The 11,804-nt window shown below is 65.1% G+C and carries 14 protein-coding genes and 1 pseudogene; 8 read left to right on the forward strand and 7 right to left on the reverse strand.

Annotated features, from left to right (window positions below; all coding sequences use genetic code 11):
* Positions 1 to 18: 18 nt before the first annotated feature.
* Positions 19 to 411 (reverse strand): tautomerase family protein, encoded by a 393-nt coding sequence (locus tag IEW02_RS02325; RefSeq protein ID WP_188543953.1) that lies wholly within the window; start codon positions 409 to 411, stop codon positions 19 to 21.
* 167 nt (positions 412 to 578) lie between these two features.
* On the opposite strand from IEW02_RS02325, the gene IEW02_RS02330 reads away from it, so the two are divergent.
* From IEW02_RS02330 to IEW02_RS02340, 3 genes are read left to right on the forward strand one after another with little or no spacing between them, the layout of a single operon-like run.
* Complete coding sequence (locus IEW02_RS02330; RefSeq protein WP_229745735.1) at positions 579 to 1,022, forward strand: GtrA family protein; 444 nt, start codon at positions 579 to 581, stop codon at positions 1,020 to 1,022.
* A 44-nt stretch (positions 1,023 to 1,066) separates the two neighbouring features.
* Positions 1,067 to 1,465 (forward strand): Rv0361 family membrane protein, encoded by a 399-nt coding sequence (locus IEW02_RS02335; protein WP_188543082.1) that lies wholly within the window; start codon positions 1,067 to 1,069, stop codon positions 1,463 to 1,465.
* Positions 1,462 to 2,097, forward strand: a complete 636-nt coding sequence (locus IEW02_RS02340) for a pyridoxamine 5'-phosphate oxidase family protein (protein WP_188543083.1) — start codon at positions 1,462 to 1,464, stop codon at positions 2,095 to 2,097. The genes IEW02_RS02335 and IEW02_RS02340 overlap by 4 nt, the downstream gene beginning before the upstream one ends.
* Here IEW02_RS02340 and IEW02_RS02345 read toward each other — a convergent pair.
* The gene (locus IEW02_RS02345; RefSeq protein ID WP_188543084.1) at positions 2,094 to 3,926 is read right to left on the reverse strand and encodes an MDR family MFS transporter; all 1,833 of its coding nucleotides are present in this window, start codon (positions 3,924 to 3,926) and stop codon (positions 2,094 to 2,096) included. The genes IEW02_RS02340 and IEW02_RS02345 overlap by 4 nt on opposite strands.
* A gap of 163 nt (positions 3,927 to 4,089) precedes the next feature.
* On the opposite strand from IEW02_RS02345, the gene IEW02_RS02350 reads away from it, so the two are divergent.
* Together IEW02_RS02350 and IEW02_RS02355 are read left to right on the forward strand one after the other, a co-directional pair.
* Positions 4,090 to 4,500, forward strand: coding sequence for a rhodanese-like domain-containing protein (locus IEW02_RS02350; RefSeq protein ID WP_188543085.1), 411 nt, complete (start codon positions 4,090 to 4,092; stop codon positions 4,498 to 4,500).
* Positions 4,485 to 5,720, forward strand: a complete 1,236-nt coding sequence (locus IEW02_RS02355) for an O-succinylhomoserine sulfhydrylase (RefSeq protein ID WP_188543086.1) — start codon at positions 4,485 to 4,487, stop codon at positions 5,718 to 5,720. Before IEW02_RS02350 ends, IEW02_RS02355 begins: the two co-directional genes overlap by 16 nt.
* 24 nt (positions 5,721 to 5,744) lie before the next feature.
* Here the strand turns inward: IEW02_RS02355 and IEW02_RS02360 are convergent, their stop codons facing one another.
* Together IEW02_RS02360 and IEW02_RS02365 are read right to left on the reverse strand one after the other, a co-directional pair.
* The gene (locus IEW02_RS02360; RefSeq protein ID WP_188543087.1) at positions 5,745 to 6,830 is read right to left on the reverse strand and encodes an isochorismate synthase; all 1,086 of its coding nucleotides are present in this window, start codon (positions 6,828 to 6,830) and stop codon (positions 5,745 to 5,747) included.
* The gene (locus IEW02_RS02365) at positions 6,827 to 7,588 is read right to left on the reverse strand and encodes an HAD-IIA family hydrolase (RefSeq protein ID WP_188543955.1); all 762 of its coding nucleotides are present in this window, start codon (positions 7,586 to 7,588) and stop codon (positions 6,827 to 6,829) included. Before IEW02_RS02365 ends, IEW02_RS02360 begins: the two co-directional genes overlap by 4 nt.
* A 174-nt stretch (positions 7,589 to 7,762) precedes the next feature.
* Between IEW02_RS02365 and IEW02_RS02370 the strand changes: the two genes are divergently transcribed.
* Positions 7,763 to 8,464, forward strand: coding sequence for an AraC family transcriptional regulator (locus IEW02_RS02370; protein ID WP_308933163.1), 702 nt, complete (start codon positions 7,763 to 7,765; stop codon positions 8,462 to 8,464).
* Between the two features lie 39 nt (positions 8,465 to 8,503).
* Complete coding sequence (locus IEW02_RS02375) at positions 8,504 to 9,829, forward strand: APC family permease (RefSeq protein ID WP_188543088.1); 1,326 nt, start codon at positions 8,504 to 8,506, stop codon at positions 9,827 to 9,829.
* Between the two features lie 25 nt (positions 9,830 to 9,854).
* On the opposite strand, the gene IEW02_RS02380 is transcribed toward IEW02_RS02375, so the two are convergent.
* The 3 genes from IEW02_RS02380 to IEW02_RS02390 form a co-directional block, all read right to left on the reverse strand.
* Entirely contained in the window at positions 9,855 to 10,157 is a 303-nt protein-coding gene (locus IEW02_RS02380; RefSeq protein ID WP_188543089.1) for a WhiB family transcriptional regulator, read from the reverse strand.
* Between the two features lie 82 nt (positions 10,158 to 10,239).
* Positions 10,240 to 11,352 carry a YeiH family protein gene (locus IEW02_RS02385; protein WP_188543090.1) on the reverse strand — a complete coding sequence of 371 codons (1,113 nt, stop codon included), beginning with the start codon at positions 11,350 to 11,352 and terminating at the stop codon, positions 10,240 to 10,242.
* Positions 11,349 to 11,501, reverse strand: coding sequence for a hypothetical protein (locus tag IEW02_RS02390; RefSeq protein ID WP_188544096.1), 153 nt, complete (start codon positions 11,499 to 11,501; stop codon positions 11,349 to 11,351). The genes IEW02_RS02385 and IEW02_RS02390 overlap by 4 nt, the downstream gene beginning before the upstream one ends.
* A gap of 153 nt (positions 11,502 to 11,654) precedes the next feature.
* Here IEW02_RS02390 and IEW02_RS25035 point away from each other — a divergent pair.
* Positions 11,655 to 11,771: pseudogene (locus IEW02_RS25035) on the forward strand (glycine betaine ABC transporter substrate-binding protein); the annotation flags it as partial.
* Between the last annotated feature and the right edge of the window lie 33 nt (positions 11,772 to 11,804).

Consider the following 11,804-nt stretch of genomic DNA (forward strand, 5'->3'; position numbering starts at 1 on the left):
AAGCTGGACCGGTAGGTGTCAGAGATCGCCTTCGAGGAACTGCGCGCGGCCGAACCCGAACGACCAGTCGGCCTGTGTGTTCTCTACGACCGACACCACGAGGTCTTTCGGGTTCAGGTCCACCGACGCCTCGAGACGCACCGACAGTGCGGCGTACAGCGCCTTCTTCTGGTCCGTCGAGCGCCCCTGTTGGGTCACCTGAATCACGACGACGTCGTCGCTGCGCTCGAAGCCGAGTCCGGTGTCGAGGGCGACGATGTGGCCCGGCTTGTGCTCGCTGATCACCTGGTAGCGATCGCGTTCGGGTGCGGCGAACTCGTCGACCAGGACATCTTGGACGGTCTGAGCCAGCTGGGAGATCCGATCGGTGTCCCAGCGTCCCTCGATGACGTCGATACGTACCAGTGGCAATGCGCTCACTCCTGAAAGTCGTGTGTCTGTCCTAGGACCCACTTCGGCGACAGAAGATTCCCGGAGTGAGTCAGGTCACAAACGGGATGAGTTCCCACGCTGGCGCGGGTTGTACCACGAAGTAACAACATGGCGGTGCTCGATCGCCGTCGTACCGAGGAGACACCGTGGCTGTACCGACTATGACGTGGACGCCCACGGCGTCGGTCGGTGTGTTCACCCGTCTTCGCTCCGACGCATTGTGGTCGCAGCTGGTCCGTTTCGCGGCAGTCGGTGGCTCGAGCAACGTCGTCTACGTCGTCCTTTTCGCGGTGATGATGCGGTACGGCTCGGTTCTCGCGAACCTGGCGGGAGTCGTCGTCAGCACTGTTCTGGCCACCGAACTTCATCGGCGTCTGACCTTTCACGCGGCGTCTCGCGTCGGCTGGTTCACCGCTCAGTGGGAGGGCGGAGGGCTTGCCCTCGTCGGCCTCGTCACGAGCTACGCCGCACTGGCCGTTCTGCATGCGGCGGTCGACGCCCCCAGTTGGGTCGTCTCGGCGGCCGTCGTGATCGGGGCGAGCGCCGCAGCTGGGCTTGTTCGTTTCATCGCACTACGCGGCCTGTTCTAGCTCCGACTAGCCGACTCCCGGGGCGTAGCGGCAAGATCGAGGCCATGGCTGACGATCCGGACCGCGCACACGCATCGAGCTCGACGCCGATTCTCGCGGCGTTGGTGATCGCCGTTCTGCTGATCGTCGGCGTGGTCCTCGTGTCGGTGTTTCGGCCGGCCGACCAGAACGTGTCCGAGAACGATCGGGTGGGGACGGCCGTGACTCGGTACGTCGACGCCCGCAACGACGGGAACCTCGCCGACGTCCTGTGCTCGCCGACCGCGTCGCAACCGTTCTCCAGCGAGAACGGCGAGATGAAGCTGAAGACCATCGACGCCATCGCCGTGGACGGCGCCGTCGCGACCGCCGACATCACCGCCGAGTTCGGGGGCGAGGACATCGAAGGTCAGATGACGTTCACCAAGAGTGGGGACGACTGGAAAGTGTGCGATCCGGCGTGACCGGCAACCACTATCAGCATCTGATGTTCGGTTCTGCCGCCAAGGCCCGGCAGCGGGCGACGGGTAGCTACCAGGCCTACGGGTCGCACACCGAGCGTCCCGACACCGGACCGACGTCGCTGGACACCCGCGAGACGGCCATGATTCGGGCCGCCGACCAGTTCTACGTCGCCACGACAACCGAGACCGGATGGCCGTATGTGCAGTACCGCAGTGGCCCGGCAGGGTTTCTGCAGGTGATCGACAACTCGACGCTGGGCTTTGCCGACTTCGCCGGCAACAACCAGTTCGTGACCGCGGCGAACCTGGACCAGGACGATCGACTGGCGATGATCCTGGTCGACTACCCACGCCGGCAGCGGCTGAAGTTGTACGGACGCGCACGCGTCGTCGAGCGAGACGAGGACCCGGGTCTGCTCACGCGACTGATGGACCTCGGCACGCGGGTCGTTGCCTCGACCTCGGAGCGCAGCATCGTCGTCGAGGTCGAGGCATTCGACTGGAACTGCACTCGCAGCATCATCCCGAGGTACGACGACGCCTACGTGGCCGAGCTGTCCGCGCTCTATCGGCGCGAGGCCGATCAGCTGCGCTCCCGGATCGCCGATCTGGAAGCGCAGCTCGGCGACTAACTCTTCTCGTGCGCTCCGCCCTGCTCGGGCAACCGATCCAGTAGTTCGGTGCGTGTGTCGCTCCCGACGCCCGAGAACGGCACATCGTCCGCTGCCTCGTGCTTACCGGAATCGGACTCGGTGAAATCGTCCGCCGCAACCACACCGGCTTGGAGACGCTTCTCCTCTGCACTCTGAGCGGCGATTCCGCTCTGTGTGCGCAGCGGTACCTCCTTGTAGAAGAGGTTGATGACGAAGGCGAGCAGCAGCAGGAAGCCGGCTGCGACGAACACCGAATCCATCGCGTTGGAGAAGCCGATCTGGAACGGTGCGGCCAGCTCGGCGGGCAGCTTCTGGATGAACGACGTGTCGTCGAGAACGCCGCCGGCTGCCTCGCCGCCGCCACTGGCCAGTCCCCGAGCAAGTCCGGACACGGTCGGATCCGAACTCGACGCAGCCGATTGCACGGCGGAGACGAAGTTCGAGTCACCAGCTGCGCTGCGCAACGCGTCGCCGATGGTGTCGGTGACGCGGGAGAACAGCAGCGACAGGAAGACGGCGACGCCGATGGTGCCACCGATCTGACGGAAGAACGTGGCCGACGAGGTCGAAACGCCCATGTCTTGCGGCGGTAGCGCGTTCTGAATGGCCATGGTGAGCGGCTGCATCACGTTGCCCAGACCGAAGCCGAAGCCGAACATCACGATCATGATCAGCCACAGTGCGGTGTCGTAGTGGATGAACGAGAACAGGAACATGCACAGCGTCATCAGTGTGGTGCCGATGATCGGGTAGAGGCGGTAATGCCCTGTGCGCGAGATCAATTGGCCCGAGAAGATGGACGCGGCCATGATGCCGAGGACGAGGGGAAGCATCTGGAAGCCGGCGAGGGTCGGCGACGATCCCTTGACCACCTGCAAATATTGCGGGAGCAGCGTGATGCCACCGAACATCGCGGCGCCGGTGATCACGGACAGCAGCAGCCCGATGCTGAAGGTGGAGTTCTTGAAGAAGCGCATGGGGATCAGCGCGTCGGTCTTCATGCGCAGTTCCACGAGGATGAAGCCGACGACACCGAGAACGCCGATGACGTAGCAGGCGATGGACCCCGTCGAGCTCCAGCCCCAGGTGCGACCCTGCTCGGCGACGATGAGCAGCGGAACCAGGCCGATGGCGAGCATCGCGGCGCCGCCCCAGTCGACGACGGCGCTGCCGTGGCGACGCGGGAGATTCAGCACGCGCCAGACGACGAACAACGCGATGATGCCGATCGGGACGTTGACGAAGAAGACCCAGCGCCACCCGGTGATGCCCAGGATGCTGTCCTGGCCCGAGAGCAGGCCACCGACGACGGGACCGAGGACGCTCGACGTGCCGAACACGGCGAGGAAGTAGCCCTGGTACTTGGCGCGTTCGCGCGGCGGAACGATGTCACCGACGATCGTGAGGGCCAGCGAGAACAGGCCGCCGGCACCGAGTCCTTGGAATGCGCGGAATGCGGCGAGTTCGTACATCGACGTCGCGAATCCGCACAACACCGAGCCGATCACGAAGATCGTGATGGCCGTCAGAAAGAATTGCTTGCGGCCGTAGATATCGGACAATTTGCCGTACAGGGGCGTCGAGATCGTGGCGGTGATGAGGTACGCGGTGGTGACCCACGCCTGAATCGAGAACCCGTTCAGGTCATCGGCAATGGTCCTGATGGACGTCGACACGATTGTCTGGTCGAGTGCCGCAAGAAACATTCCCAGCATCAATCCGGACAAAATGGTCAGAATTTGCTTGTGCGTGAATTCGCCGGGGTTCGATTCACCAACGGACGCAGAAGTCGTGTCGGTATTGCTCATGGGTGGTGTTCCTTCGAAAGGTGCTGTTTCAACGACGGTGCATACGGCTGAGAAGCCCGGTACTTTCCCGGTCGAATTACATCGTGCTCCTTCTTGCGCGGTCCTGCAAAAAGTTATGCGGACGGGCCGACGGTCGACGGCAGGGCTGTGGGAAACTTCGAGGGTGACCTACGCAGGAGATATCACGCCCCAGCAGGCCTGGGAGTTGCTTTCGCAGGACTCCGACGCCGTTCTCGTGGACGTTCGTACCGACGCCGAGTGGAAATTCGTCGGCGTTCCCGACATCAGCTCCCTCGACAAGCCCACTGCCTTCGTCGAGTGGGTCGACGTGAACGGTGCCCGCAACGAGCACTTCGTCGACCAACTCCGAGAGCAGGGCGTCGACGGTGAGCGTCCGGTGGTCTTCCTGTGTCGTTCCGGCCAGCGCTCCATCGGTGCCGCGGAGGCAGCGACTGCTGCCGGGATCGGGCCGTCCTACAACGTGCTCGACGGTTTCGAAGGTGCGACGGACGAGAACGGGCACCGGGGGATCGTCGGCTGGCGCGCCCTCGGACTTCCGTGGAGGCAGCAGTGACCGACGCTCGCCCTCGGGGCGGAGCGTTCGACAAGCCGCTTCCCGACGGCGTCGGCCCCGCAACGCTGGGCGTCCGCGGCGGCATGAACCGGTCGGGGTTCGAGGAGAACTCGGAAGCGATCTACATGACGTCGGGATACGTCTACGAGAACGCGGCGTCGGCCGAGGCTGCGTTCACCGGCGACGTCGACCATTACGTCTACTCCCGCTACGGCAACCCGACCGTCGGCATCTTCGAAGAGCGCATGCGTCTGCTCGAAGGCGCCGAGGCGTGCTTCGGAACCTCCAGCGGAATGTCGGCGGTGTTCACCGCACTCGGCGCGCTGCTGAAGGCCGGCGATCGACTCGTCGCGGCCCGGTCCCTGTTCGGCTCGTGCTTCGTGGTGTGCAACGAAATCCTGCCGCGGTGGGGTGTCGAGACCGTCTTCGTCGACGGAGACGACAACGATCAGTGGGCGGAGGCGCTGAAGGTACCGACCACCGCGGTGTTCTTCGAGACGCCCTCCAACCCGATGCAGGCCCTCGTCGACGTCCGGGCGGTCTCCGACATGGCACACGCGACGGGCGCAAAAGTGGTGCTGGACAACGTGTTCGCCACCCCGTTGCTGCAGCGCAGTCTCGACCTGGGTGCGGACATCGTGGTGTATTCCGGCACCAAGCACATCGACGGCCAGGGCCGCGTGCTCGGCGGCGCGATTCTCGGACCGAAGGACTACATCGACGGTCCGGTGCAGACGCTCATGCGGCATACCGGCCCGGCGCTCAGTCCGTTCAATGCGTGGGTCCTGCTCAAGGGGCTCGAGACCATGCCGGTTCGGGTGCGCGCCATGACATCGTCGGCGCTGGCGGTGGCGGAGTTCCTGGAGCAGCAGGACGGCGTCCGCTGGGTTCGCTACCCGTTCCTGCCGTCGCATCCGCAGTACGAGTTGGCTACGAGTCAGATGAAGGGCGGCGGCACCGTCGTGACGTTCGAACTCGAGGGCGGCAAGGCTCGCGCGTTCGAGTTCCTCGACGGACTCCGCGTCATCGACATCTCCAACAACCTGGGCGACGCGAAGTCGATGGTGACCCACCCGGCCACCACGACCCACCGCGCCATGGGGCCGGAAGGCCGTGCAGCAGTGGGCATCACCGATGGCGTCGTGCGGATATCCGTGGGACTGGAGGATGTCGAGGACTTGATCGCGGATATCGGCGGTGCGCTACGCGCTCGGGCGTGAAAAAGAGTCCTCTGGCACGCTTTTTCACACCCGTGTGCGAAGCGCACTGAGGATCGTCCCGAACTTCGCCGTCGTCTCTTCGAGCTCTGCGTCGGCGTCGGAGTCGGCCACGATCCCGCCGCCCGCGGTGGCAGTGCCACTGAGCCCGTCGAGGGCGAGGTCGATGCAGCGAATGGCGACCATCCACTCGCCGTCACCGGATGCGTCGCACCAGCCGACCATTCCGGCGTAGAAACCTCGGCTGCGGCCGTCTTCGAGACGCTGAATGGTCTGCAGCGCAAGCGCGGTGGGGGTTCCGGCCACGGCCGGCGTCGGATGCAACGCGAGCGCGAGATCGAGGGCGGTCGTCGCCGGATCCGTCAGCGTTGCCGTGATCGGTGTCGCTAGGTGCCACACCGCGGGCGTGCTGGTCAGCGTCGGCTCGTCCGGCACGGAGATGTCGCTGCACAGTGGGGCCAAGGCATCCGAAATGGCGTCCACGACGAACCTGTGCTCGGACAGGTTCTTCGCGCTCGACAACAATGCCACCCCAGCCGCCGCATCGGCGACCGGATCCGCCAGGCGTGCAGCAGTTCCCGCGAACGGTCGGCACACCACCTCGGTGCCCGTACGCCGGATCAGCAGCTCGGGACTGGCGCCCACGAGATGGCGGCCGTAATACTGACCACGCGCTGCGGTGAGGTCGACGCAGAAGCCGTTGTGCATCGGGTTGGACTCGATCAGCTTCGCCGCCAACGCAACTGGGTCCATCGGAGAATCGAACACCAGCGTCAGCGACCGGGCGAGTACCACCTTGCGCAACGCCGAATTCGGGTGGTTCAGGATCGCGAGCGCTCGGCGCACGCGCGCAACATGATTCGCGGGGGGAGGGTTCTGGGACGCGACGACGGCGCCCGGAAGCACCGACGGTTCACCGGTCCACGACGTCTCCGACCGTGTCACGGACTCCGGCTCCACCAACGCGCACAGGGTGTCGGTGTCGAACCCGATGGCGCCCACCACCATTGCCCCGTCGGCCAACGCTTCGCGGGCGTCGTCGATGTGATCGAAGGACTGCCGGACACCTGTCGCGTCGATGCTGCGATCAGGCCGTGAGTAGACGAACCTCATCCGAAGGGCGACGCTGTCTTGCCGACCAGATCGGCCACGGAATTGATCACCTTCGTCGGGCGATACGGGAACTGCTCCATGCTGGCCACCGTCGAGATGCCGGTCAGCACCAGGATCGTCTGCAACCCTGCTTCGAGGCCGGAGACGATGTCGGTGTCCATCCGGTCCCCGATCATCAGCGTGCTCTCCGAATGGGCGCCGATGGCGCGCAGGGCCGAGCGCATCATCAGCGCGTTCGGCTTGCCGACGTAGTACGGCTCCTTGCCGGTCGCGCGAGTGATGAGCGCGGCGACGGATCCGGTGGCGGGCAGCGACCCGTCGCGGGACGGTCCGGTGGCGTCGGGGTTGGTGGCGATGAAGCGCGCGCCCTTCTCGACGAGCCGAATGGCGGTGGTGATGGCCTCGAACGAGTACGTCCGCGTCTCGCCGAGCACGACGTAGTCGGGTTCGATGTCGGTGATGATGTAGCCGATGTCGTGCAGCGCAGTCGTCAGGCCGGATTCGCCGACCACGTACGCGGTGCCGTTCGGCCGCTGGTTCGCCAGGAACGTCGCGGTGGCCAACGCCGAGGTCCAGATCGATTCTTCGGGAATCTCCAGGCCGGTACGTCGCAGGCGCGCCTGCAGGTCACGCCGCGTGCGGATCGAGTTGTTCGTCAGCACGACGAACTTGGTGTCCGACTCCTGGAGTTCGGTGAGGAACTCGTCGGCGCCGGGGATCAGGTGGTCCTCGTGCACCAGAACGCCGTCCATGTCCATCAAATAGGTCCAACCGATATTGCTCACTCCACCAGTCTCCCCCAGCAGCAGAACGGATGAAACACTCGTGGCATTACCGACACGAACCGGCCCGTCGGCCACGACGAGGCCATCCTGCTCCCGAGCGAGGCCGCTCGACGTATCGACGTCGTCCGACGGGCTCCCGCTCCTGAACTGCGTCCGTGGGTCGATTACTACTGGCGCGTCCGGTGGGAGGGGATCGAGCCGCACGAGCAGCCCGTCATTCCGCAGTCGCGTATCCACCTCGCGGCCGAGGAGGGACGGCTGCTGGTCCACGGCATCAACCGTCGTACGTTCACCCGGACGCTCACTGGAACGGGACACGTGATCGGAGCGTCGTTCCGGCCGGGGTGCTTCCGCCCGTTCCTGCGCCAGAGCGTCCGCACGCTGACCGATCGGGTGGTCCCCGCCGGCGACGTCGTGGGAGTCGACGACGTCGAGACGGCCGAGTGGCTTCTCGACCCCTCGCGTTCGGACGAACAGCTTGTCGACGGAATGAACCGGTGGCTGAGTTCCGCCCAGCCCGCGGACGACCGAGTGGCGTTCGAACTCGCCGATCTCGTCTCCCGTGTCGAGGCGGACCGGACCGTTGTTCGCGCGGAGCAACTGGCGGCGATCGCAGGCGTGAGCCTGCGCACGTTGCAGCGACGATTCGACGACTACGTCGGCATCGGACCGAAATGGGTGATCCAGCGGTGCCGCATGCTCGACGTCGCCGCGGCGGTGCACAGCGGCCAACCGGTCGACTTCGCATCTCTCGCAACCGAACTGGGATTCAGCGATCAGCCGCATCTGACGCGGGCGTGGACCGCGTTGGTCGGGAGTCCGCCGGCGACGTATCGGAACCGTGCCTGACGGTTGGTTCGATCGGGCGGCCATGGGGCACCCACCGCCATGACCGAATTGAAGACACCGGAAGAGGCGACCCCTCTCAAACGGGCTATCAGCGCGAAGATGCTGTTCGTCTTCATCCTCGGCGACGTACTCGGCGCGGGTATCTACGCGCTGGTCGGCGAGATTGCCGGTGAGGTCGGCGGCGCCGTGTGGGTCCCCCTCGCCGTGGCCCTCCTGATGGCCATGCTGACTGCCGCGTCCTACGCGGAGCTCGTCACCAAGTACCCGCGTGCGGGCGGCGCCGCGGTGTTTGCTCGGCGCGCGTACAAGAGCCCGATCGTCTCGTTCATGGTGGGCTTCTCGATGCTCGCGGCCGGTGTGACCAGCGCGGGTGGCCTGGCTCTGGCGTTCTCCGGTGACTACCTGCAGGTGTTCGTCGACGTGCCGGCGGTGCCCGCTGCGCTGATCTTCTTGCTGGTCGTGGCGCTGCTGAACGCCCGCGGAATCACCGAGTCCCTACGGGCGAACCTGGTGATGACCGTCGTCGAAGTGTCCGGCCTGGTGCTCGTCATCGCACTCGCCGGGTTGGTGCTGAGCCGCGGCGACGGAACCCCGTCCCGAGTGCTGGAGTTCGACGACTCCACCACCCCTGCACTGGCGGTTCTCGGTGCAGCGCTTCTGGCGTTCTACTCGTTCGTCGGTTTCGAGACGTCCGCCAATATGGCCGAGGAAGTGCACGACGTCAGCCGCGTCTATCCCCGGGCGCTGTTCACCGCACTCGCGACGGCCGGTGTGGTCTACGTCCTGGTGGGTCTCGCCGTCACCACGGTCGTTCCCCCGGAGACGCTCGCGCAGTCGAGCGGTCCGCTGCTCGAAGTGGTGGCCGCTGCCGACGCGGGCATCCCGCCGTGGCTCTTCAGCCTCGTCGCACTCATCGCTGTCGCGAATGGGGCGCTGCTGACGATGATCATGGCGTCGCGTTTGACGTTCGGGATGGCCCGCGACGGATTGCTCCCGTCGGCACTGAGCAAGGTCCTGCCCGGCCGGCAAACGCCGTGGGTCGCGATCATCGCCACCACCGTTGTCGCCATGATCCTGTGCGCGACGGGATCCGTGGCAGCACTCGCGGAAACCGTGGTCCTGCTGTTGCTCGTGGTTTTTGTCAGCACCAACATCGCGGTTCTGGTTCTGCGCCGGGACACGGTGGACCACGACCACTTCCGCGCGGCTACGATCCTGCCGGTCCTCGCGCTCGTCACGTGCGTGGTCCTCGCGACGCAGCAGTCCGCGGAGACGTGGCTACGGACCGGGGTGCTGCTTGCTGTGGGTGTCAGCTTGCACTTCCTTCAGCGCGTAACAGCCGGAAGACGCAGTGCCGCAGCATGACGGGGTCCTGACAACCGTCGAACCGTCAGGCCGAGTGCGATTCGGTGCGCAGCGCCGACCACCGTTCGGTCGCGGTTGTGCCGCCCCACACGCCGTGCGGCTCACCGGCGTCGAGTGCGTGACGCAAGCAAGACGCGATAACCGGGCATGCTGCGCAGATCTCCTTGGCGGCATTCTCTCGGTCTCTTCGCCGATTTCCGCGTTCGCGTGTCGGCCCGAAGAACAATGTTGGGTCAGCGGATCTGCAGGCCCCGGACAGTCGCCAGTCCCACACGTCGGGACGGGCACTGGGAAGAACGACGTTTCGAGTCACTCGGCGCGAGGTCATGCCATTCAGCGTCGTCGAGTGAGATCAGGATGGGCAGAGTTCCGATCGCCCGGATTCGATCGATCGTCCGGCCGTGTCATCGTCAGGTCGTCGGCAATTCGAAGTTGCCGAACAGCACAGTCGCAAGGCCCAGCGCCACAACGATGTTGACGACGGTGGCCGAACCGAAGACCGCGATCGGACGCCACCCCGCCTCACGAATGCCGGATGCGGAGAATTCCAGTCCGATCGAGACGAACGCGAAGATGAGGAACCAGGTCCGAAGATCGTTGATCGTCGTGACGTCGGCTTTACCGCCGGACACGTTGGCCACCCACAGCGTTCCGATGATCGACGCGGCGACGAAGCCGAGGACGAACTTGGGGAACCGTGCCCAGAAGTCGCCCACGGTCGGACGAGCCGACGACGTCCGCTCCACTTTCAGCGCGAAGTAGGCAGTCAGTGCGATCGCCACGACACCGATCAGCGCGTTCTGAGTCGTCTTGACGATCGTGGCGATCTGCAGGGCGTCCTCGCCTGCGATGGCTCCCGAAGCAGCTACCGCAGCGGTGGTGTCGATGTTTCCGCCGATCCAGGCGCCGGCGACTGCGTCGGACAAACCGAAAACGCCTGCGAGCCATGGTAGAAGGAATATCGACGGCAGGGCAAACACAATCACCAGCGACGCGCTGTAGGCGAGTTGCTCCTTCTTCGCCTGCACCGCGCCGGCTGCGGCGATGGCCGCGCTGACGCCGCAAATGGACACGGCCGAGGCCAACAGCGCACGCAGTTTGTCGTCGATGCCCAGTCTGCCGGCGAACCACCAGGTGAAGCCGAAGACGATGGTGATCAACAGGATTGCCTGAATTATGGCTGGTCCCGCCGCAGTCACGAGAACCTTCAGGTCGACGGATGCGCCCAGCAGCACCAGGCCGGTCTTGATGAAGAACTCGGTGCGGTATCCACCGGACAATTTCTCCCGTACACCCAGCCTCCCGAGCACGAGGTTGCCGATCAGTCCCAACGCGATTGCGTAGACCGGGAACTCGATCGCTTTCCCGAGCCGCTCGAACGGGGTGTCGGTGAGCCAATGCGGAACCTGCGTGTCGAGGAATCGGACCAGTGCGCCGAGAACCAGTACGACCAGCACGCCGCCCACCGCCAGTGGCAACCCGCGGCTCGCGCGCTCGTTCTCCAGAGCAAGGTTGTCGCTCATGGGACCAAGCTCGCGGGAATCACGCCCGCAAGTACGAGTGCAACGAGCACCAGGCCCACGACCACGGACGCCCAGTTCTCGGTCAGCCAGGCACGTCGTACTGCTTCGATGGACTGGTCGCCGCCGCGTTCGGCAGATGTATCGGACATGGTTGGGAACACTATCGGCGATCTGCCGCATATGAGCGGTTTGCAATCATGCTGATTCTTAGGTTGTCGGCAGACTTTCGCTCACCGTGATTGACACTCTTTTCCCAGCTCAGATCGGGCCATTCGCGCGACATAGGTCCACGACAATCTCAGGTGTCGGACCGAACGTTCTGCGTCGACGACGAACTCTTTTCATGTGCCGACGGATTCGTGCCCACGCTGGCGAAGTACGGTATTCCGCTCAACGGGCCGGGCGGTGTTCCCACCGGCAGATGCAAGATCTGAACGGGCGAGTGGACATCG

Source organism: Rhodococcoides trifolii (assembly GCF_014635345.1).
In the GTDB taxonomy this organism is placed as follows: Bacteria; Actinomycetota; Actinomycetes; order Mycobacteriales; family Mycobacteriaceae; genus Rhodococcoides; species Rhodococcoides trifolii.

What these genes read in the sequence shown, in the direction of transcription:
- IEW02_RS02335 (WP_188543082.1), top strand. Translation starts at nt 1,067, where the DNA reads ATGGCTGACGATCCGGACCGCGCACACGCATCGAGCTCGACGCCGATT.
- IEW02_RS02345 (WP_188543084.1), bottom strand. Translation starts at nt 3,926, where the DNA reads ATGAGCAATACCGACACGACTTCTGCGTCCGTTGGTGAATCGAACCCC.
- IEW02_RS02360 (WP_188543087.1), bottom strand. Translation starts at nt 6,830, where the DNA reads ATGAGGTTCGTCTACTCACGGCCTGATCGCAGCATCGACGCGACAGGT.
- IEW02_RS02365 (WP_188543955.1), bottom strand. Translation starts at nt 7,588, where the DNA reads ATGGACATGGACGGCGTTCTGGTGCACGAGGACCACCTGATCCCCGGC.
- IEW02_RS02375 (WP_188543088.1), top strand. Translation starts at nt 8,504, where the DNA reads ATGACCGAATTGAAGACACCGGAAGAGGCGACCCCTCTCAAACGGGCT.
- IEW02_RS02380 (WP_188543089.1), bottom strand. Translation starts at nt 10,157, where the DNA reads ATGACCTCGCGCCGAGTGACTCGAAACGTCGTTCTTCCCAGTGCCCGT.
- IEW02_RS02385 (WP_188543090.1), bottom strand. Translation starts at nt 11,352, where the DNA reads ATGAGCGACAACCTTGCTCTGGAGAACGAGCGCGCGAGCCGCGGGTTG.
- IEW02_RS02390 (WP_188544096.1), bottom strand. Translation starts at nt 11,501, where the DNA reads ATGTCCGATACATCTGCCGAACGCGGCGGCGACCAGTCCATCGAAGCA.